Source organism: Burkholderia oklahomensis C6786, assembly GCF_000959365.1.
Classification (GTDB): Bacteria; Pseudomonadota; Gammaproteobacteria; order Burkholderiales; family Burkholderiaceae; genus Burkholderia; species Burkholderia oklahomensis.
This window is the reverse complement of the sequence record NZ_CP009555.1, coordinates 2266461-2286976: the sequence shown is the minus strand read 5'-3', so window position 1 is coordinate 2286976 and position 20516 is coordinate 2266461. Positions and strand designations below refer to the sequence as shown.

The 20516-nt window shown below is 64.8% G+C and carries 19 protein-coding genes, 1 tRNA gene and 1 pseudogene; 8 read left to right on the top strand and 13 right to left on the bottom strand.

The genetic code is table 11. The features are described 5' to 3' along the window. Positions 1 to 157: 157 nt before the first annotated feature. The 4 genes from BG90_RS10320 to BG90_RS10310 all read right to left on the bottom strand — a co-directional run bounded on the left by BG90_RS10320 (position 158) and on the right by BG90_RS10310 (position 5759). Positions 158 to 757 carry a histone H1-like DNA-binding protein gene (locus tag BG90_RS10320; protein ID WP_010106541.1) on the bottom strand — a complete coding sequence of 200 codons (600 nt, stop codon included), beginning with the start codon at positions 755 to 757 and terminating at the stop codon, positions 158 to 160. Positions 758 to 785: 28 nt separating this feature from the next. Next, entirely contained in the window at positions 786 to 1112 is a 327-nt protein-coding gene (locus BG90_RS32475; RefSeq protein WP_010106548.1) for a hypothetical protein, read from the bottom strand. Between the two features lie 78 nt (positions 1113 to 1190). Then, complete coding sequence (locus BG90_RS10315; protein ID WP_025990533.1) at positions 1191 to 2405, bottom strand: ribonucleotide-diphosphate reductase subunit beta; 1215 nt, start codon at positions 2403 to 2405, stop codon at positions 1191 to 1193. A 366-nt stretch (positions 2406 to 2771) separates the two neighbouring features. Next, on the bottom strand, positions 2772 to 5759 hold the full coding sequence (locus BG90_RS10310) for a ribonucleoside-diphosphate reductase subunit alpha (protein WP_038802763.1): 2988 nt from the start codon (positions 5757 to 5759) through the stop codon (positions 2772 to 2774). Positions 5760 to 5783: 24 nt separating this feature from the next. On the opposite strand from BG90_RS10310, the pseudogene BG90_RS37815 reads away from it, so the two are divergent. Further along, positions 5784 to 6066: pseudogene (locus tag BG90_RS37815) on the top strand (hypothetical protein). 152 nt (positions 6067 to 6218) lie between these two features. On the opposite strand, the gene ampD reads toward BG90_RS37815, so the two are convergent. From ampD to BG90_RS10295, 3 genes are read right to left on the bottom strand one after another with little or no spacing between them, the layout of a single operon-like run. Further along, positions 6219 to 6809: a 1,6-anhydro-N-acetylmuramyl-L-alanine amidase AmpD gene (ampD, locus tag BG90_RS10305; RefSeq protein ID WP_010106555.1), complete on the bottom strand. Its 591-nt coding sequence runs from the start codon at positions 6807 to 6809 to the stop codon at positions 6219 to 6221. Then, positions 6806 to 7123: a PP0621 family protein gene (locus tag BG90_RS10300; RefSeq protein WP_038802764.1), complete on the bottom strand. Its 318-nt coding sequence runs from the start codon at positions 7121 to 7123 to the stop codon at positions 6806 to 6808. Before BG90_RS10300 ends, ampD begins: the two co-directional genes overlap by 4 nt. A 13-nt stretch (positions 7124 to 7136) precedes the next feature. Then, the gene (locus BG90_RS10295; protein WP_010117112.1) at positions 7137 to 8036 is read right to left on the bottom strand and encodes a cytochrome C assembly family protein; all 900 of its coding nucleotides are present in this window, start codon (positions 8034 to 8036) and stop codon (positions 7137 to 7139) included. Between the two features lie 87 nt (positions 8037 to 8123). Here BG90_RS10295 and ffh point away from each other — a divergent pair, with 87 nt between their 5' ends. Beyond that, complete coding sequence (gene ffh / locus BG90_RS10290) at positions 8124 to 9491, top strand: signal recognition particle protein (RefSeq protein WP_010117113.1); 1368 nt, start codon at positions 8124 to 8126, stop codon at positions 9489 to 9491. A gap of 97 nt (positions 9492 to 9588) precedes the next feature. Continuing rightward, positions 9589 to 10140 carry a hypoxanthine-guanine phosphoribosyltransferase gene (locus BG90_RS10285; RefSeq protein ID WP_010106566.1) on the top strand — a complete coding sequence of 184 codons (552 nt, stop codon included), beginning with the start codon at positions 9589 to 9591 and terminating at the stop codon, positions 10138 to 10140. A 127-nt stretch (positions 10141 to 10267) separates the two neighbouring features. On the opposite strand, the gene BG90_RS10280 is transcribed toward BG90_RS10285, so the two are convergent. Together BG90_RS10280 and BG90_RS10275 are read right to left on the bottom strand one after the other, a co-directional pair. Then, positions 10268 to 10870 carry a MarC family protein gene (locus tag BG90_RS10280; RefSeq protein WP_010106567.1) on the bottom strand — a complete coding sequence of 201 codons (603 nt, stop codon included), beginning with the start codon at positions 10868 to 10870 and terminating at the stop codon, positions 10268 to 10270. A 24-nt stretch (positions 10871 to 10894) separates the two neighbouring features. Beyond that, complete coding sequence (locus BG90_RS10275; RefSeq protein ID WP_010106568.1) at positions 10895 to 12631, bottom strand: proline--tRNA ligase; 1737 nt, start codon at positions 12629 to 12631, stop codon at positions 10895 to 10897. Between the two features lie 217 nt (positions 12632 to 12848). Between BG90_RS10275 and BG90_RS10270 the strand changes: the two genes are divergently transcribed. Together BG90_RS10270 and BG90_RS10265 are read left to right on the top strand one after the other, a co-directional pair. Then, positions 12849 to 13499, top strand: coding sequence for an RNA pyrophosphohydrolase (locus BG90_RS10270; RefSeq protein WP_010106569.1), 651 nt, complete (start codon positions 12849 to 12851; stop codon positions 13497 to 13499). 86 nt (positions 13500 to 13585) lie between these two features. Further along, positions 13586 to 14143 carry a CNP1-like family protein gene (locus tag BG90_RS10265; RefSeq protein ID WP_025990004.1) on the top strand — a complete coding sequence of 186 codons (558 nt, stop codon included), beginning with the start codon at positions 13586 to 13588 and terminating at the stop codon, positions 14141 to 14143. Between the two features lie 99 nt (positions 14144 to 14242). On the opposite strand, the gene proB is transcribed toward BG90_RS10265, so the two are convergent. The 4 genes from proB to rplU all read right to left on the bottom strand — a co-directional run bounded on the left by proB (position 14243) and on the right by rplU (position 17353). Then, complete coding sequence (gene proB / locus BG90_RS10260; RefSeq protein WP_010117115.1) at positions 14243 to 15361, bottom strand: glutamate 5-kinase; 1119 nt, start codon at positions 15359 to 15361, stop codon at positions 14243 to 14245. A gap of 85 nt (positions 15362 to 15446) precedes the next feature. Beyond that, on the bottom strand, positions 15447 to 16565 hold the full coding sequence (cgtA, locus tag BG90_RS10255; RefSeq protein ID WP_010106572.1) for an Obg family GTPase CgtA: 1119 nt from the start codon (positions 16563 to 16565) through the stop codon (positions 15447 to 15449). Positions 16566 to 16749: 184 nt separating this feature from the next. Further along, positions 16750 to 17013, bottom strand: a complete 264-nt coding sequence (rpmA, locus tag BG90_RS10250) for a 50S ribosomal protein L27 (RefSeq protein ID WP_004194025.1) — start codon at positions 17011 to 17013, stop codon at positions 16750 to 16752. 28 nt (positions 17014 to 17041) lie between these two features. Next, positions 17042 to 17353 carry a 50S ribosomal protein L21 gene (gene rplU, locus BG90_RS10245; RefSeq protein ID WP_010106580.1) on the bottom strand — a complete coding sequence of 104 codons (312 nt, stop codon included), beginning with the start codon at positions 17351 to 17353 and terminating at the stop codon, positions 17042 to 17044. A gap of 221 nt (positions 17354 to 17574) precedes the next feature. Here rplU and BG90_RS10240 point away from each other — a divergent pair, with 221 nt between their 5' ends. The 3 genes from BG90_RS10240 to BG90_RS10230 all read left to right on the top strand — a co-directional run bounded on the left by BG90_RS10240 (position 17575) and on the right by BG90_RS10230 (position 20491). Beyond that, positions 17575 to 18567 (top strand): polyprenyl synthetase family protein, encoded by a 993-nt coding sequence (locus tag BG90_RS10240; RefSeq protein ID WP_010106582.1) that lies wholly within the window; start codon positions 17575 to 17577, stop codon positions 18565 to 18567. Between the two features lie 30 nt (positions 18568 to 18597). Then, a tRNA-Pro gene (locus tag BG90_RS10235) sits at positions 18598 to 18674 on the top strand. A 164-nt stretch (positions 18675 to 18838) separates the two neighbouring features. Then, positions 18839 to 20491, top strand: coding sequence for a site-specific integrase (locus BG90_RS10230; protein WP_010117116.1), 1653 nt, complete (start codon positions 18839 to 18841; stop codon positions 20489 to 20491). The last annotated feature ends 25 nt before the right edge of the window (positions 20492 to 20516 follow it).

Sequence of the window (20516 nt, the reverse complement as noted above, 5' to 3'; positions counted from 1 at the left end):
ATGCGTTTTTTTTGTGCGCTTCACCCGAGAGCAAGCCCCACGCCGCGGCCGGCAATGAAAAAATCCCGCCACCGGCAAGCCGATGACGGGATCTCGATCGAGTAGAACTACTCGATTCAGGACACAGCGAATGTGTCCGTCTTGGCGCAGCGAGTCTCTACGGACGGCTGCCGGTCGGGAACGGCCATGCCGCTGCCGGGTTGAGCGCGGTCTTCGCGCCCGATGCCGGAGCAACCGATGCCGTCGACGCCGTCGTCGCCGGCGCAGCCTTCTTCACGACCGCCTTCTTCGGCGCAGCCGCTTTCTTCGCGGGCGCAGCCTTCTTCGCAGGCGCGGCCTTCTTCGCAGCAGCCTTCTTCGCCGGTGCGGCCTTCTTCGCGGCAGCCTTCTTCGCCGGCGCCTTCTTCGCAGCGGCCTTCTTCGCCGCAACCTTCTTCACGGCGACTTTCTTCGCAGCGGCCTTCTTCGCCGGCGCCTTCTTCGCGGCAACCTTCTTCGCCGCAACCTTCTTCACGGCGACTTTCTTCGCAGCAACCTTCTTTGCCGCGACCTTCTTCGCCGCGACCTTCTTGGCGGCAACCTTCTTCGCTGCGACCTTCTTCGCCGGCGCCGCCTTCTTGGCAGCGACCTTCTTCACGGCGACCTTCTTCGCAGCAACCTTCTTCACCGCTGCCTTCTTCGCCGGTGCGGCCTTCTTGGCAGCGACCTTCTTCGCGGCGACCTTCTTGGCAGCCGGTTTCTTCTTGGCAAGTGCCATCATTTTCTCCTTCAGGTTCAGATGAGAGTCAGTTCAAACTACACCCTTCGTCAAAACCCGCTTCCCGCGGACGTTTATCAGGACGTGCGCTGCGAAGCGGGCTATTCATCGGCGTACGCGGATGACGCTTGCTTACGCTAATGAATACGGTATGGCGCGCCGTGCCCCTTGGCACCGCGCGCCAAATCAAGTCGGCGGCCGGCGCGCCCTGCGCCGCCGCCCCTAATCGCTTGATCGAGCCGGCGGCCGTTCGGCCGCCCGCCTTTTCCGGAGGGAAGTTTGCCCATCCCACTGAAGGGTTCGCAAAGTGCCTGTCGTGTACTTGGGCCCTTGAGGCACCGGACATGCTTTGCATCAGGCGTTCTTGCTCCTAAACCTTGCGCCGGGCGCAGTGCCCGGCATGAACATCGTTACTCGTCGACTGCGCGTCGGGTCATTCCCACGACAGCGCGCCGCCCGTCTGATACTCGATTACCCGCGTCTCGAAGAAGTTGCGCTCCTTCTTCAAGTCGATCATCTCGCTCATCCACGGGAACGGGTTTTCCTCGTTCGGGAACAGCGGATCGAGGCCGATCTGCTGGCAGCGGCGATTGCTGATGAAGCGCAGGTAGCTCTTGAACATCGACGCGTTCAGGCCCAGCACGCCGCGCGGCATCGTGTCCTCCGCGTAGCGGTACTCGAGATCGACGGCGTGCTTGAACAGCTCGCGGATCTCGGCGCGGAACTCGGCCGTCCACAGGTGCGGGTTCTCGAGCTTGATCTGGTTGATCAGGTCGATCCCGAAGTTGCAGTGCATCGACTCGTCGCGAAGGATGTACTGGTATTGCTCCGCCGCGCCCGTCATCTTGTTCTGCCGGCCGAGCGCGAGAATCTGCGTGAAGCCGACGTAGAAGAACAGGCCTTCCATGATGCACGCGAACACGATCAGCGACTTCAGCAGCTTCTGATCGGCCACCAGCGTGCCCGTCTTGAAGGCTGGGTCGGTCAGCGTATGGATGAACGGAATCAGGAACTCGTCCTTCGCGCGGATCGACGACACCTCGTGATACGCGTTGAAGATCTCGCCTTCGTCCAGGCCGAGCGATTCGACAATATATTGATACGCGTGCGTGTGGATCGCCTCTTCGAACGCCTGGCGCAGCAGGAACTGCCGGCACTCCGGCGCCGTGATGTGGCGGTAGGTGCCGAGCACGATGTTGTTCGCCGCGAGCGAATCGGCGGTCACGAAGAAGCCGAGGTTGCGCTTGACGATCCGGCGCTCGTCCTCGGTCAGGCCGTTCGGGTCCTTCCACAGCGCGATGTCGCGGGACATGTTGATTTCCTGCGGCATCCAGTGATTCGCGCAACCGGCCAGGTACTTCTCCCACGCCCACTTGTACTTGAACGGGACGAGCTGGTTGACGTCGGTCTGGCCGTTGATGATGCGCTTGTCGGCGACGTTGACCCGCGCTTCCGACGCGACGGCTGCGGACGCATGCGGCGCCACGGCGAAATCGCCTGCGAAGATGTCGCGCGCCGACGAAGCTTGATGAACGGCAGGCATCGCAGCCTGCAATCCGACAGCCATTCCTGCGGGGTCGCGCATCGCGTTTTGCTGCGCACCGCTCGCGGGAGTTGCGGCAGTCTTCTCGTCATCCCAGTTGAGCATAAATTCTCACCATCAATTTAGATCGGTTTGTACCATCTTTTCCTGAGCGATAAAAGGGTTCGCTCATGAAAAATCCTTTTTTCGATTCGCGTTGCGACCTCGATACAACACTTTGAGCAACGCATCGTCATTCATGCAGAGCGCGATGTGTGCCGCGCGTGATTCGCGAGGTGCGCTCGACGCATCGAACGCGGATCGAAACGCGACGTCGTCGGGGATGTTTCGATCACTCTTCCTGCTGCCTGCAACGCGCTTGCTGCGTTACAGATTCCTTATCATTTTTTTAGTAGAGAGCGGCGCGCACTTCAACCTTTATCGGTCTTCGTCGCACGCCGCTCGCACTCATCGAGCGCTACGCGCGCCGCATCACTGGCACGCTTCGCACTCTTCGAAGCCCGGATCGCCCGGACGCATCGTGCACACCGGACCGTCCGCCTCGATCGGCGCCGCGTTCAGCGCGCCCGACTGCGCATCGCCGCCCGCCGCGCCGAAGCCGCCTGCCGCGCCCTGCGCGCCGCCCGCCGCACCGCCGCTCGAGCCGCCGGACGTCGGCACCGCGTTCAGCGCGCCGTGCGCGACCGTCGACTTCTCGACGTGCGTCGCCGCCATCGTGCGCAGGTAGTAGGTCGTCTTCAGGCCGCGCAGCCACGCGAGCTTGTAGACCTCGTCGAGCTTCTTGCCCGACGCGCCGCCCATGTAGATGTTCAGCGACTGCGCCTGGTCGATCCACTTCTGACGACGCGACGCCGCCTCGACGAGCCACTTCGGATCGACTTCGAACGCGGTCGCGTAGATCGCGCGCAGGTCGGCCGGGACGCGGTCGATGCGCGAGAGCATGCCGTCGAAGTACTTCAGGTCGGCGACCATCACCTCGTCCCACAGGCCGCGCTCCTTCAGGTCGCGCACCAGGTACTCGTTGACGACCGTGAATTCGCCCGACAGGTTCGACTTCACGTACAGGTTCTGGAAGGTCGGCTCGATGCACGCCGACACGCCGATGATGTTCGAGATCGTCGCCGTCGGCGCGATCGCGACGCAGTTCGAGTTGCGCATGCCGAACGAGTCGATCCGCGCGCGCAGCACCGGCCAGTCGAGCGTCGCGCTCGTGTCGACCTCGACGTAGCCGCCGCGGGCTTCCGTCAGCAGCTTCAGCGTGTCCTGCGGGAGGATGCCGCGATCCCACAGCGAGCCGCGGTAGCTCGAATAGCGGCCGCGCTCTTCGGCGAGCTCGGTCGACGCGTAGTACGCGTAGTAGCAGACCGCCTCCATCGAGCGATCGGCGAACTCGACCGCCGCCTCCGACGCGTACGGCGTGCGCAGCAGGTGCAGGCAGTCCTGGAAACCCATGATGCCGAGGCCGACCGGACGGTGCTTCAGGTTCGAGTTACGCGCCTTCGCGACCGCGTAGTAGTTGATGTCGATGACGTTGTCGAGCATCCGCATCGCGACGCCGACCGTGCGCTTCAGCTTCTCCTGGTCGAGCGCGTAGCTGCCGTCGGCCTGCTTCGCGAGGTGCGCGACGAGGTTCACCGAGCCCAGGTTGCAGACGGCGATCTCGGTATCGCTCGTGTTCAGCGTGATTTCCGTGCACAGGTTCGACGAGTGGACGACGCCGACGTGCTGTTGCGGCGAGCGCACATTGCACGGATCCTTGAACGTGATCCACGGGTGGCCGGTCTCGAACAGCATGCCGAGCATCTTGCGCCAGAGCTGCTGCGCCGGAATCTTCTTGAACAGCTTGATCTCGCCGCGCGCGACCTTCTCTTCGTAGCCGACGTACGCCGCCTCGAACTCGGCGCCGAACTTGTCGTGCAGGTCCGGGCAGGTCGACGGCGAGAACAGCGTCCAGTCGGCGCCTTCCATCACGCGCTTCATGAACAGGTCGGGAATCCAGTTCGCCGTGTTCATGTCGTGGGTGCGGCGACGGTCGTCGCCCGTGTTCTTGCGCAGCTCGAGGAATTCCTCGATGTCGAGGTGCCACGACTCCAGGTACGCGCACACCGCGCCCTTGCGCTTGCCGCCCTGGTTCACCGCGACCGCCGTGTCGTTGACGACCTTCAGGAACGGGACCACGCCTTGCGACTTGCCGTTCGTACCCTTGATATGCGAGCCGAGCGCGCGCACGCGGGTCCAGTCGTTGCCGAGGCCGCCGGCGAATTTCGACAGCAGCGCGTTGTCCTTCAGCGCTTCATAGATGCCGTCGAGGTCGTCCGCGACCGTCGTCAGGTAGCACGACGACAGCTGCGAGCGGCGCGTGCCCGAGTTGAAGAGCGTCGGCGTCGAGCTCATGAAGTCGAAGCTCGACAGCACGTTGTAAAACTCGATCGCGCGCGCTTCGCGGTCGATCTCGTTCAGCGCGAGGCCCATCGCGACGCGCATGAAGAACGCCTGCGGCATCTCGATGCGGGTGCCGTCGACGTGCAGGAAGTAGCGGTCGTACAGCGTCTGCAGGCCGAGGTAGCCGAACTGCAGGTCGCGGCTCGCGTCGAGCGCATCGCCCAGGCGCTTCAGGTCGAACTGCAGCAGCTTGTCGTCGAGCAGTTCGGCTTCGACGCCGCGCTTCAGGAACTGCGGGAAGTATTCGGCGTAGCGCATCGACATTTCCGCCTGCGTCACTTCCTCGCCGAGGATCTCGCGGCGGATCGTGTGCAGCAGGATGCGCGCCGTGACCTGGCTGTACGCCGGGTCCTTCTCGATCATCGTGCGCGCGGCCAGGATCGCCGAATCGTAGACCTGGGTCATCGGCACGCCGTCGTACAGGTTCTTCACCGTTTCCGAGACGATCGGCTCCGGGCTCACCGCGTCGCCGAGCCCTTCGCATGCCGACACGATCAGCGCGTGCAGCGCGCTCATGTCGAGCGGGCGCGTGACGCCGTTGTCCGTCACGTTGATGCCGCCGGCCGCCGACGTCTCGACGTCCGCCGCCTCGCCCGCGTGGACGCGCTCGAGGTGACGCTTCTCGCGGTACAGCACGTACGCGCGCGCGACGTTGTGCTCGCCGCCGCGCATCAGCGCGAGCTCGACCTGATCCTGAATGTCTTCAATATGGAACGTGCCGCCGTTCGGGCGGCTGCGCAACAGCGCGCGCACGACGCTCTGCGTCAGTTGCTCGACGAGCTCGCGCACGCGTGCCGACGCGGCGCCCTGGCCGCCGTTGACGGCCAGGAACGCCTTCGTCACCGCGATCGCGATCTTCGACGGTTCGAACGACACCACGCTGCCGTTGCGGCGGATCACCTTGTAGTCGGCGTACGTCGTCTGCGACGCAAGTGCCGGCGCGCCTTGTGCGCCACCGGCGAGAGGGCGGCTCGCCGCGCTCTCGAATTGGGACGTCGCATTGTCGGTGGTTTGCATGGGCAAAACTCCTGGTGTTGGGTGATGCGGAAGGGACCGCGGATTAATACGGACGGTGCGCCACGAGGTGCGCGAGCGGTAAGACGCGGAAGAAGCGGCTGCCGTGCCGGTTGGGCCCACGCGACGCGCTCGATTCGACATTGGCCTTCATCATGCGCATCGCGCCCCTGGCTACACTTTTCCACGCGGGTCGCAGCGCGCCGGACCGCTGGCCGGATGCGCCGCACTGAGAATGTCGCGCTCCGGCGATGACGCCGGAACCGCGTTCGGGAACGGAAAATGCCCCCGATCGACACACTATATGTAGTGCCGAACTGCTCGATTGGCCCCAAGTATAGTGGAGCCTCGCGGAAGCGCCAAAGGAAAAATTTGCTCGAAGTCTATTGACAAGCGCGATACGCCGACACGACAAGGCACGCCCGGCGAAACACTGCGATGCGCGTCAAAAAGACCTCGCGCTCAGTGCTTCCGGTAGGGAAAGTATCGAGCCGGAAAACCGGCATCGTCAGAGAGACGTTGCCAATCGAAGTGCGGACCGGGATCGGTCTTGCGTCCGGGCGCGACGTGCTCGTGGCCCGCGAACGCATCGATCGGGTAATGCGCGGCGAGCGCGCGCGCGAGCGCGGCGAGCGTCGCATATTGCGGCGCGTCGAATGCGACGTCGTCCGCGCCTTCGAGCTCGATGCCGATCGAGAAATCGTTGCAGCGCTCGCGGCCGAAGAAGCTCGACGCGCCCGCGTGCCAAGCGCGCGCGTCGCACGACACGAACTGGATCAGCGCGCCGTCGCGCCGGATCAGGAAGTGCGCGGATACCCGCACGCCGCGCAGGTGCGCGTCGTAGAACGGATGCGCGTCGCAATCGAGTCGATTCTGGAACAGCTCGACGATCGCATCGCCGCCGAACTCGCCGGGCGGCAGGCTGATGTTGTGGATCACGACGAGCGAAGGAGCGACGCCTTCTGGCCGCGCTTCGAAATTCGGCGACGGCTCGCGCAGCGCGCCGTCGACCCAGCCGCCGGCATCGACGGTGAAGCGCCTCGCGCCGCTCATCGCTCGCTGCGGCCGCCCGAATGCGCGGCGTGACGCGCCGCATGCTCCGGACTGCAGAAATACTCGCTGCCCGCCGCGATCGCATCGCTCTTCGGCGCATGCACGCCGCACTCCGCGCAGCGGACCATCGGCTCGGGCAGCGCGCCGCCGTCGCCCGCGCGGCCCGCACCGCCCTGGTCGGCCGCGGGGCCTGCGTTGCGGCCCGCTTCGCCGCCGGCAAACGGCCCGTCGCCGCGCGCCTGCGCCCGGCGAATCTTTCTCGCGAGCCACGAGCTCGCGAAGAACAACACGATAAGGAGAAGGATTTGTCGCATCGAGATCAGGTGTTCAAACCACGGAGCGGTGCAGCAGCACCTCGAGAACGAAGCGGCTGCCGACGTACGCGAGCAGCAGCGCGACGAACGACGCGAGCACCCAGCGCGCGACGCCGCGGCCGCGCCAGCCGGACGCCTTGTGCGCGACCAGGAGCCCGCCGAACATCAGCCAGGACAGGATCGCGAACACGGTCTTGTGATCGAGCTTGAGCGCGCGCGCGTCGATCTGCTCGCTGAACAGGATGCCCGTCGCGAGCGTCAGCGTGAGCAGCACGAAGCCCGCGCCGATCAGGCGGAACAGCAGCTTCTCGAGCGTGAGGAGCGGCGGCAGCGTATCGAGCAAGCCGGCGATCCAGCTCGACGACTCGCGCAGCCCGTCGTGCCGCAGCGCGTGCAGACGCCGCTCGACCATCAGCATCAGCACCGCGTGCAGCGCCGCGATCGCGAAGAGCCCGTACGCGATGTTCGCGATCAGGAAGTGCAACTTGAAGAGCGGCGCGGCCGCATACGGCAGCACGTGCACGCCGCCGAACGCCAGCGGCAGGAGCGACGCGACGCACGCTAGCGGCAACACGAGGAGCCGCATGCCGTCGAGCGGAAAGAAGAAGCTCTCGATCCAGTAGATGCCGGCGCCGAGCCAGAACATCGCCGACAGCGCGAACGCGAAGCCGAACACCATCGCGTCGTGCGGGAAGATCGTCATGTGCAGCAGCACCCCATGCGCGAGCAGCGCGGCGCAGAGGATCGTGCGCCCGAGCCCGCCCATCCCGGCCGAGGCGGGTTCGCGCGTGTGCGGGACGGCCGGCACGCTCGCGACGAGCGGCCGCGCCGCGCCGACGCGGCGCGTGCGCCAGCTGGCGACGGCGAGGCCGCCATATAAGAGCGCGGTGAGGGCATACAGTACAATATCCATGTTCGAAGTTTACACTAGGCCCCCTACCCGCGACGGCCGGCTTTTTGTCCCACTCGCGCCTGCGGGCTTCACTGTCCATCGCTCCCCATGCTCGACAATCTCACCCAACGGATGGCGCGCGTCGTCAAGACGCTGCGCGGCGAGGCCCGGCTCACCGAGGCGAACACCCAGGAGATGCTCCGCGAGGTGCGGCTCGCGCTCCTCGAAGCCGACGTCGCGCTGCCCGTCGTCCGCGATTTCATCGCGAAGGTCAAGGAAAAAGCGCTCGGCGAGGATGTGGTCGGCAGTCTGTCGCCCGGTCAGGCGCTCGTCGGCGTGGTCCAGAAGGAACTGACCGCCGTGATCGGCGGCGACTATGAAGGCAAGGCGGTCGAGCTGAATCTCGCCGTCACGCCGCCCGCGATCATCCTGATGGCCGGCCTGCAGGGCGCCGGCAAGACGACGACCGTCGGCAAGCTCGCGAAGTTGCTGCGCGAGAAGTACAAGAAGAAGGTGCTCACCGTCTCGTGCGACGTCTACCGCCCCGCCGCGATCGCGCAGCTGAAAACGGTGAGCGAGCAGGTCGGCGCCGACTTCTTCCCGTCTACGCCCGACCAGAAGCCCGTCGACATCGCGAACGCGGCCGTCGACTGGGCGAAGCGCCACTATCACGACGTGCTGCTCGTCGATACCGCAGGCCGCCTCGGCATCGACGAAGCGATGATGCAGGAGATCACCGCGCTGCACGCGGCGCTCAAGCCGGTCGAGACGCTCTTCGTCGTCGATGCGATGCTCGGCCAGGACGCCGTCAACACCGCGAAGGCGTTTAACGACGCGCTGCCGCTCACGGGCGTCGTGCTGACGAAGCTCGACGGCGACTCGCGCGGCGGCGCCGCGCTGTCGGTGCGCCACGTGACGGGCAAGCCGATCAAGTTCGTCGGCGTCGCCGAGAAGCTCGACGGCCTCGAGATCTTCCACCCGGACCGGATGGCAAACCGGATCCTCGGGATGGGCGACATCCTCGCGCTCGTCGAGGAAGCGCAGCGCGGCGTCGACATCAAGGCCGCGGAAAAGCTCGCCGACAAGGTCAAGAAAGGCGGCGACTTCGATCTGAACGATTTCCGCGCGCAGATCTCGCAGATGAAGAACATGGGCGGGCTGTCGTCGCTGATGGACAAGCTGCCCGCGCAATTCCAGCAAGCCGCCGCGGGCGCCGACATGAGCCAGGCCGAAAAGCAGATCCGCCGGATGGAAGGCATCATCAATTCGATGACGCCCACGGAGCGCGCGAAGCCCGAGATCATCAAGGCGACGCGCAAGCGCCGGATTGCGGCGGGCGCGGGCGTGCCGGTGCAGGAAGTCAACCGGATGCTGAATCAGTACGACCAGATGCGCACGATGATGAAGAAGCTGAAGGGCGGCAACCTGCAGAAGATGATGCGCGGCATTAAGGGCATGATGCCCGGCATGCGCTGATTCGCCGCGGCGCCGCGCACGGGTATATGCTGTAGCGCGTGGCGCCGCATTGTTTCATTCTTATTAGTATCCCAGACGAGACCGCTCGCCAGACCTCATGAATCGAGAAGAAGCCCTCCACATTTTCCAACACTCCGAAGAGATCGTCTCCGACGACGAGGTCAACGCGTCGATCGGCCGGATGGCTGCGGAGATCCGCGGCCAGATCGGCGAGGAGTTCCCGCTCGTGCTGTCGGTGATGGGCGGCGCGGCGGTGTTCACCGGCATGCTGCTGCCGCACCTCGATTTCCCGCTCGAGTTCGACTACATCCACCTGACCCGCTATCGCAACACGACGAAGGGCAGCCCCGAGATGCATTGGCGCGTCGCGCCGCGCGAATCGGTGAAGGACCGCATCGTGCTCGTGCTCGACGACATCCTCGACGAAGGCGAAACGATGGCCGCGATCCGCGACCGCATTCTCGAGATGGGCGCGAAGCGCTTCCTGTCCGCGGTGCTGTGCGAGAAGACGCTCGCGAAGGCGAAGCCGCTGCATCCGGACTTCTGCGGGTTCGCGGTGCCGGACCGCTACGTGTTCGGCTGCGGGATGGATGCGAAGGGCTACTGGCGCAACCTGCCGACGATCCGCGCACTGACGGCGGACGTCTGACGCCGGCGCGGCGGCACTCGCGCGTCGCACCGAAGACACCAAGGAAAAGCGGCTCGCGTGTGATGCGCGAGCCGCTTTTCCTTGTTCGGCGATCGAAGGTACCGCACCGTCGCAGTCCGTCAGCCCATCACAACTGGTGAACGAACGCGCGAATGCCCGCCATCATCATCTCGACCGAGATCGCGACGAGCACGAGCCCCATCAGACGCTCGAACGCGAGCACCGTGCGCTCGCCGAGCCACTGCTGAATCCGTTCGGCGAGCACGAGCGTCACCGCGCACACAAGCATCGTCACCGTCAGCGCGCCCACCCATTCGAACATCTTGCCGGGCGCCTGCGACGTGAGCAGCATCACCGTCGCGAGCGCCGACGGCCCGGCGAGCGCCGGAATCGCGAGCGGCACGATGAACGGCTCGCCGCCCGCGCGCGGATCGCTGCCGAGCGCGCCGTCCGGATGCGGGAAGATCATCCGGAGCGCGATCAGGAACAGCACGATTCCGCCGCCGATCCGCAGCGACACATCGGTCAGGCTCATCATCCGCAGGAAGCGGTCGCCGACGACCATGAAGAACAGCAGGATCACGAACGCGATCGCCACTTCGCGCAGGATCACCTTCACGCGCCGCTCGCCCGGCACGTCCCGCAGCGCCGCGATGACGAGCGGGATGTTGCCGAGCGGATCGGTAATGAGGATGAGGAGCACCGTCGCCGACAGGAAATTCGACTCCAACGCGCTCCCCCGTTTCGCCGACGATCAGCGGCCGAGCGCCGCGCGAACTTTCTCGACGATCACCGCCGCGGCCGAATCGGCGGGCAGCAGCGTCGCCTCGGCGTCGCGGCGGCCCTGGTACTCGACCTTGCCGTCCTTCAGGCCGCGCTCGCCGATCACGAGGCGATGCGGCACGCCGATCAGTTCCCAGTCCGCGAACATCACGCCCGGACGCTCGCCGCGATCATCGAGGATCACGTCGACGCCCGCCGCGGCGAGAGCCGCGTAAAGCTGGTCGGCCGCTTCGCGCACCGCGTCGCTGCGGTCATAGCCCATCGGGCACAGCACGACCTCGAACGGCGCGATCGCCTCGGGCCAGATGATCCCCTTGTCGTCGAAGTTCTGCTCGATCGCCGCGCCGAGGATCCGCGTAATGCCGATCCCGTAGCAACCCATCACCATCGGCTGCGCCTTGCCCGACTCGTCGATGAACGTCGCACCCATCGCTTCCGAATACTTCGTGCCGAGCTGGAACACGTGGCCAACTTCGATGCCGCGGCAGATGTCGAGCGCGCCCTTGCCGTCCGGCGACGGATCGCCCGCCTTCACGTTGCGGATGTCGGCGATCACGGGCTCCGGCAAGTCGCGGCCCCAGTTCACGCCGGCGACGTGGTAATCGACTTCGTTCGCGCCGACGACGAAGTCGCTCATGTTCGCGACCGTGCGATCGGCGATCACGCGCACCGGCTTCTTCGTGCCGATCGGGCCGAGGTAGCCGGGAGGCGTGCCGAACCAGTCGACGATTTCCGTCTCGGTCGCGAAGCGATAGCCGGCCAAGCCCGGCAGCTTCGCCGTCTTGATCTCGTTCAGATCGTGGTCGCCGCGCAGCATCAGCAGCCAGATCGTCGGCTCGGCGCCGTCGTTGTCGGTCGCGAGCACGATCGACTTGATCGTGCGCTCGAGCGGGATGCCCAGCAGCTCGGCAACCGCCTCGCACTTCGCCTTGCCGGGCGTCGCGACCTTCTGCATCGCCTCGGCGGGCGCCGCGCGGCTCGCGAGCAGCGGCAGCGCCTCGGCCGCCTCGACGTTCGCCGCGAAGTCGGACGTCGGGCAGTAGGCGATCGCGTCCTCGCCGGTGTCGGCGATCACGTGGAATTCGTGCGAACCGCTGCCGCCGATCGAGCCGTTGTCGGCCGCGACCGGACGGAACTCGAGACCGATCCGCGTGAAGACCCGCACGTATGCGTCGTACATTTTCTTGTACGACTCCTTGAGGCCTTCGTGATCCCTGTCGAACGAATACGCGTCCTTCATGAGGAACTCGCGGCCGCGCATCACGCCGAAGCGCGGCCGGATTTCGTCGCGGAACTTCGTCTGGATCTGATAGAAGTTCACCGGCATCTGCCGATAGCTTTTGATCTGGTTGCGCGCGATGTCGGTGATCACCTCTTCGTGAGTCGGCCCGATCACGAAGTCGTTCTGCTTGCGATCCTTGAAGCGCAGCAGCTCGGGGCCGTACTGCTCCCAGCGCCCCGACTCCTGCCACAGCTCGGCGGGCTGCACGGCGGGCATCAGCAGCTCGATCGCGCCCGCCCGGTTCATCTCTTCGCGCACGATCGCCTCGACCTTGCGGATCGAGCGCAAGCCGATCGGCAGATAGTTATAGATGCCGCCGGCGACGCGGCGGATCATGCCGGCTCGCACCATCAGCTTGTGACTGACGATCTCGGCGTCGGCGGGTGCTTCCTTCAGGGTGCCGATAAAGAAACGAGAGGCTTTCATGCGAACGGTTCCATTAGCGGCGGCCAACGCGGGCCGCCCGAAAAAAGTCTAAAGGTGAATTAACGGCTGCGCGCGTGGCGTGCGGCGCAGGTGACATACCAGACAAATCGGGGACAGTGTAGATGACGCACCTCGCCCGGATTCGCTCCGTTCCGGTGCGCGGCGCCCGTTATCTGTTTATAATCAAAGCAATTTTAAAGGATTCGAAGGTGGTTGTATGCTGGATCGTGAAGGCTTTCGCCCGAACGTCGGCATCATCCTCTTGAACGCGCGCAACGAAGTGTTTTGGGGCAAGCGGCTCCGCGAGCATTCCTGGCAGTTTCCGCAAGGGGGCATCAAGTACGGCGAGACCCCGATGCAGGCAATGTACCGGGAGCTGCACGAGGAAACCGGGCTGCTGCCGGAACACGTCAAGATCATCGGCCGCACTCGCGACTGGTTGCGTTATGAGGTGCCAGACAAGTTCATCAAGCGCGAAGTGCGCGGACATTATCGCGGCCAGAAGCAGATCTGGTTCCTGCTGCGAATGGTCGGGCGCGATTGCGACATCTGCCTGCGCGCGACGGATCATCCGGAGTTCGACGCATGGCGCTGGAACGAATACTGGGTGCCACTCGACGCGGTGATCGAGTTCAAGCGGGATGTGTATCAGTTGGCGTTGACCGAACTGTCGCGTTTCCTGCGCCGCCCGGCGCAGCGTTCCGACAAGTTGCGCGGTCCGCGCGCGTCGCGCTTTCCGCGCGTTGCGAACGGACACGCGACCGCGGAAACACCGGCAGCGATCGACACGTCGGCAGTCTGTTCGGAAGTCGAGCCGGGCGCGAGCACGCTCGACGAAAACCCTCCCCGCCTGACCTTGCGCGATTGACGCACGAGTTCGTCCGACGGGAATGAAAAACGCATGACCGGGCGCGGCATTGAAGGATGCCGCGCTTTTTTTACGAGGTACGCATATTGAAAGCGATTGCTCTTGCCGCTGCGTCGATCGTCGCGGCCGCCGCGCTGGCCGGCTGTGCCCATTCGAACACCCCGACCAACAAGGACGACAGCGCATTCACCTACCTGCTCGACCGTCAGCCGCAATGGACTGAAAACAAGGTCGAGACGCTGCCGCCGCTGCCGCAGACGAGCGATCTGCTGCCGTTCAACGTGTCGCAGAACACGCCGCTCAAGTTCTCCGTCGATTCGAAGTCGCTCGACGTCGGCACGGACGGCGTCGTCCGCTACGTCGTCGTCGTCACGAGCCCCGCGGGCGCGCGCAACGTCAACTACGAAGGAATTCGCTGCGACACGTACGAATGGCGCCAGTACGCGGTGCTGAACGCGGATCACGACGGCTGGGACCGCACGGTCGCAACCGACTGGCAGCGGATCGAAAACGGCGAGCTGAACGCGTACCACGCGGCGCTCTATCAGGATTTCTTCTGCGCGAACAAGATGCCGACGGGCAAGCGCTCGGCGATCATCGAGAACATTCGCTACAACCGGACGACGCTCAATCAAATCCGCTGAGCCGGCGCAAGCGATCGCGGCGCGCCGGCGCACCAACGCGCCGATGCAATCGGCTGCGCGGGCCGCACGGCCGCGGTCGGACAGGACGACGGCGCCGCGTCAGACGAGCACGAGGTTGTCCCGATGGATCAGTTCGGGCTCCAGCATGTAGCCGAGCACCGCTTCGATCTCGCCGCTCGGCTTGCGCTGAATCAGCTTCGCCTCGGCGCTGCTGTAATTGGTAATGCCGCGTGCGACTGCGCGGCCCGTGTCGTCGACGCACGCGATCACTTCGCCGCGCGCGAATACGCCCTGCACCGCGACGACGCCGATCGGCAGCAGGCTCTTGCCGCCCGCCGTCAGCTTGTCGACCGCGCCCGCGTCGATGACGACGTGGCCACGCACCTGCAAGTGGTCCGCCATCCACTGCTTGCGCGCCGCCACTCTCGCGGTGCGTGCGATCAGCTGCGTGCCGATCGCCTCGCCCGACGCGAGCCGCACGAGCACTTCATGCTCGCGGCCGCTCGCGATCACGGTGTTCGCGCCGCTGTGCGCGGCGCGCTTCGCTGCGAGAATCTTCGTCAGCATGCCGCCGCGGCCGATGCTCGACCCCGCGCCGCCCGCCATCGCCTCGAGCTCGGGCGCGCCGGCGCTCGCCTCGCCGACGAGCGTCGCACTCGGATCCTTGCGCGGATCGGCCGTAAAGAGCCCCTTCTGATCAGTGAGGATGATGAGCGCGTCGCCTTCGATCAGGTTCGCGACGAGCGCACCGAGCGTGTCGTTGTCGCCGAACTTGATTTCGTCGGTGACGACGGTGTCGTTCTCGTTGATGATCGGCACGACGCCGAGCCGCAGCAGCGTGAGAAGCGTCGAACGCGCGTTCAGGTAGCGTTCGCGGTCGGCGAGGTCCGCGTGCGTGAGAAGAATCTGCGCGGTGCGGATGCCGTGCTCGGCGAAGCGACTCTCGTACACCTGCGCGAGCCCCATCTGCCCGACGGCCGCGGCCGCCTGCAGTTCGTCGATTTCGCGCGGCCGCTTGCTCCAGCCGAGGCGCTGCATCCCTTCCGCGATCGCGCCCGAACTGACGAGCACCACTTCCTTGCCCGCGCCGCGCAGCGCGGCGATCTGGGCAGCCCATCGGCCGATAGCGTCATGGTCGAGCCCGCGGCCGTCGTTGGTGACGAGGCTCGAGCCGACCTTCACTACCAAGCGTTTCGAATCGGCGATGATCGAACGCATCGTGCGCTGTCTCCTGTGAGTGATGCGCAAATGAATCCCGCGCGCCGTGCGGACCGCGCGGCGCAGTTTGCGGCCGCGGCGGCGCTTACGGCGCGTCGGCTTCGCGCTCGTGCGGTTCGCCGGCGGCGGACGGCACGTCGCGGAAGCGCACGTCCGACGCCAGATCTTCGGCGACCTCGGCGCGATGCGCGTCCGAATGCGCGGAGAGATAGTCGTAAATCGCGTAGACGAGGCCTTCGCAACCCTGCCCCGTCAGCGCGGAAATCTCGAATACGGGGCCAGTCCAGCCGAAGCGCTCGATGAAATCGGCGACACGCGCGCCGCGCTCGTCCTCCGGCACCATGTCGAGCTTGTTCAGGACGAGCCAGCGCGGCTTCTCGTGCAGCGATTCGTCGTACTTGCGCAGCTCGCCGACGATCGCCTTCGCCTCCGCGACGGGATCGACGTTTTCGTCGAACGGCGCGAGATCGACGAGATGCAGCAGGAGACCGGTGCGCTGCAAATGCCGCAGGAACTGATGGCCGAGCCCCGCGCCTTCCGCCGCGCCTTCGATCAGACCCGGAATGTCGGCAATCACGAAGCTCTTGCCCGGCCCGACGCGCACGACGCCGAGATTCGGCGCGAGCGTCGTGAACGGATAGTCGGCGATCTTCGGCTTCGCGTTCGACACCGACGAGATGAACGTCGACTTGCCCGCGTTCGGCATCCCGAGGAGGCCGACGTCCGCAAGCACCTTCAACTCGAGCTTCAGCATGCGCCGCTCGCCCGGCTTGCCGTCCGTCTTCTGGCGCGGCGCGCGGTTCGTGCTCGACTTGAAATGCAGGTTGCCGAGGCCGCCCGCGCCGCCCTTCGCGACGAGCACCTTCTGATCGTGCTCGGTCAGATCGGCGATCAGCTCGCCCGTGTCCATGTCGTTGATGATGGTGCCGACCGGCATGCGCAGCGTGATGTCGTCGCCGCCCTTGCCGTAGCAATCGGAGCCACGGCCGTTCTCGCCGTTGCGCGCCAAGTGCTTCTTCGCGTATCGGTAGTCGATCAGCGTGTTGATGTTGCGATCCGCGATCACGTATACGCTGCCGCCGCGACCGCCGTCGCCGCCGTCCGGTCCGCCGAACGGAACGAATTTCTCGCGGCGCATCGACGCGCTGCCATCGCCCCCGTCGCCGGCGATGACTTCGATTCGCGCTTCGTCAATGAACTTCATCCGTCACTCCGTCCAGTATTACTGCCATTCCCGCTATTGTGCCGTGCGGCGCCGCGCTTGACCAATCGGCCGAACGGCCGATGCGCGCGCCGGATGCCTGCGCGCAAAATTCGCGCACAAAATAAAAAAGGCCCCGCTGTTACCGCGGGGCCTTTTCTTGGCTACGAAGCCCGTCGCGCCTGACTCAGGCAGCGGCCGGGACGACGACGACCGTGTGCTTCTTGGCGGCGCCCTTCGTCGTGAACTTCACATGGCCGTCGACCAGCGCGAAGAGCGTGTGGTCCTTGCCCATGCCGACGTTTTCGCCTGCGTGCATGCGCGTGCCGCGTTGACGCACGATGATGCCGCCCGCGTTGATCGCCTGGCCGCCGTACACCTTGACGCCGAGACGCTTCGACTCAGAGTCGCGGCCGTTCCGGGACGAGCCGCCTGCTTTTTTGTGTGCCATCTGATTGCTCCTTTACCGAGGGAGGCGCTTACGCGTTGATCGCGTCGATGCGCAGCTCGGTGTAGTTCTGGCGGTGGCCGCCGTGCTTTTGGTAGTGCTTCCGGCGACGCATCTTGAAGATGGTGACCTTGGCATGACGACCGTGCGATACGACGGTGGCCTTGACGGAAGCCCCACTGACCAGCGGCGTACCGAACTTAATCGATTCGCCTTCGCCCACTGCGAGAACCTGGTCGAGCGTGATTTCTGCGTCAATGTCTGCCGGCATCTGTTCTACTTTCAGTTTTTCGCCAACGGCAACCTTGTACTGCTTGCCGCCGGTTTTTATGACCGCGTACATTGAGAACCTCACTCTGGATCCATTTTTCCGTGCACCGTGCGCGGAAAACACGTGATTATACATAGAGTTAGCGCTTCGGTCAAAGATCATCCGCGTCTCCCGCGCCCGACCGTGGCGCGGACATCGGCCGAACGGCCGAAAAACGCGTGAAGAAGTCGCACGACGGCCCGGCTCGCGGGCGATTCGCCTTATAATCCGCGGCACTACCCATTTCCATGATCATGTCGTCGACTGCCACCCCCTCCCTCAGCGCCGCCCACCTGCTCGCCCCGATCGCAAGCGATATGGAGCAGGTGAATCGCGTCATTCGGCAAAGCCTCGCGTCCGACGTGCTGCTGATCAACCAGATCGCCGAGTACATCATCGGCGCGGGCGGCAAGCGGCTGCGACCGGCGCTTCTCCTTCTCGTCGCGGGCGCGCTCGGCGAAAACACAAGCCAGAAGCACGTGCTCGCGGCCGTCGTCGAATTCATCCATACGGCGACGCTGCTGCACGACGACGTCGTCGACGAATCGGAGCTGCGGCGCGGCCGCAAGACCGCGAACGCGCTGTTCGGCAACGCGGCGAGCGTGCTCGTCGGCGATTACCTCTACTCGCGCTCGTTCGAGATGATGGTGGGCGTCGGCAAGATGCGCGTGATGGAGATTCTGTCGGAAGCGACGACGATCATCTCCGAGGGCGAGGTGCTGCAGCTCCTGAACATGCACGACGCCGACGTCGACGAAACCCGCTACATGCAGGTGATCCGCTACAAGACCGCGAAGCTGTTCGAGGCCTCGGCGCGCCTCGGCGCGGTGCTGGCGGGCGCCGACGCGCCGACCGAGGCCGCCGCCGCCGAATACGGCCGCCGGATCGGCACTGCGTTCCAGATCATGGATGACTGGCTCGACTACGCGGGCACCGCCGCGTCGATGGGCAAGAACGCCGGCGATGACCTGCGCGAAGGCAAGCCGACGCTGCCGCTCATCTATCTGATCGAACGCGGCACGCCCGAGCAGTCGGCGCTCGCGCGCGAAGCGATCGAGCAAGGCGGCACCGACCGCTTCGACACGATCTTCGACGCAATCACGCGTTCGGGCGCGCTCGATCACACGCTCGAATGCGCCCGCCAAGAGGCTCAGGCAGCCGCCGCAGCAATTTCTTCATTCCCCTCTTCCATTTTCAAAGAGAGCCTGCTAGAATTATGCTCTTACTCGACGTCACGTCAGTCTTGATCTAGACTGAAGCGACGAAAGAGTCCAAATCGGGGTGTAGCTTAGCCTGGTAGAGCGCTACGTTCGGGACGTAGAGGCCGGAGGTTCGAATCCTCTCACCCCGACCAGAATTTTCCTTACGAAACAGCGGCTTAGACAGCCGCTGTTTTTGTTTCAGGGACCTGCAGTGGCAAATCAGTGGCAACCGCCTGCCACTTCACGCTGCAGCTGACTAAAGTTTTTCGGCCCCTGGTGCCTATACGGTGTTCCATAACAACGGAGCATCCCAATCATGGCATCCATCGAGAACCGCTCTCGAATCCAGGTCACCGTCCAGAAGCACGACGACCTCACCAAATCCTTCGCCCGCACGGCCGACCCGGCCATCCAGGCTTACCTCCAGAAGCTGCGCGACCAGGGCTACAAGCCCAAGCTCACGAGTCTGGACGACTACTACGTCATCCGCTCACGCAGCGTCGGCCACAAGAACCAGTCCTTCACGGCCCGGAGCGAAGCCGAGGCCATCCGTATCAAGAACAAACTCGAAAGCGAGCAGGCGTATGACCTGTTCACCGACTACGCCAGCGCCAAGCAGCATACGCTTGCCGACCTGCTGATTCGGTACCTCCACAAGGAGGCCCCCCGCCACAAGAGTTTCGAGGTCGAGGCCTACAAAATCAACATGCTGCTGGAGGACGCCGGGCTGCCCCGGCAGGACCTCGCGGCGATAGTGGCCGCCCACCCGAACCCCCACCCCAAGGTCAGGGACATGAAATTCCGGAAGGCAACCGGTACCCGTGTGAGCAAGCCCTCCGAAACCAGCAGGTTCATCCGCAAGTCCTTTGCTGCCGTCATCCCGGACGATTTCACCGACTACATCGATGAGCGCTGCCAGGAAGTGTCACCCGCCACGGTCGACCGGGAAATCGACATCTTCTCGGCCGTCTGTAATATCGCCATTGAAACCTGGCGCATTCGTGTCGCAAAGAACCCGATGGACGGCGTGCGCCGTCCGCGCTACTACAACGAGCGCGACCGCCGTCTGAAGGGTGACGAGGAAACCCGACTGCTTGCCGCCGCGCGCGAAGAAGACCGCAGATGGTCCATCGAAGCCCGCCTGCAGGAGCTGATGTCTGACGTGCGCATCGAGGCGGAGCGAGCCCACACCACCTATCGACGCAAGCTGACCATCAAGGAAGCACGCAAGCTGCATGCGAGCGAGGCCGAACAGTCCTTCAAGCATGTTCCTCAGCTGGAAACCTTCATCAACTTTCAGCTGATGACCGGCGCGCGGCGCAGCGAAACCCTTACCCTGACATGGGCCAACGTGGACCTCGACGCCCAGACGGCGTTTCTGCCCGAAACGAAAAACGGCCGTCCCCGCAAACTCCCTCTCCGTCTCGACCTTGTCGAGATGCTCCGGAATCTGCCACGAAACGGCAAGCTGGTCTTCCCGATTGGCGTCGACGGGTTGCGCAAGGCGTGGTCGCGGATTTGCAAGAAGGCAGGCCTGGACGGAAAGGAAGATGGCCTGCGCATCCACGACCTCCGGCATGAAGCCATTTCCCGGGTCGCCGAAGCGGGAAGCAACACGCCCGGCGGATTTTCGCTCGTAGACCTTCAGGCATTCAGCGGCCACCGCGACACCCGCATGCTGCTTCGTTACGCGCATCTCTGTGCGCAGAGCCTGGCAAAACGCCTCGACGCGGCTTTTGGCGATAAGCCTGAAGATGTTGCACATCGTGGCATCCGGCGTCTCAAAAAAGGCGCCGGCGTGACGCTGCAGGAAGTCATCGCCGAGGGTGCAGCTGCGACACTGGGTCAGTTCGACGGCGACAACACGGGCGGCGCACAGATGGAGCAGCCACCTCGGCCTGCGCCAGCCATGCCGACCAGCGCCATCGGGAACGTCGTCCATATTGACTTCACCCGCAGGGTTGCCTGACCGGAATCTCGCCCGAACCCGCCGG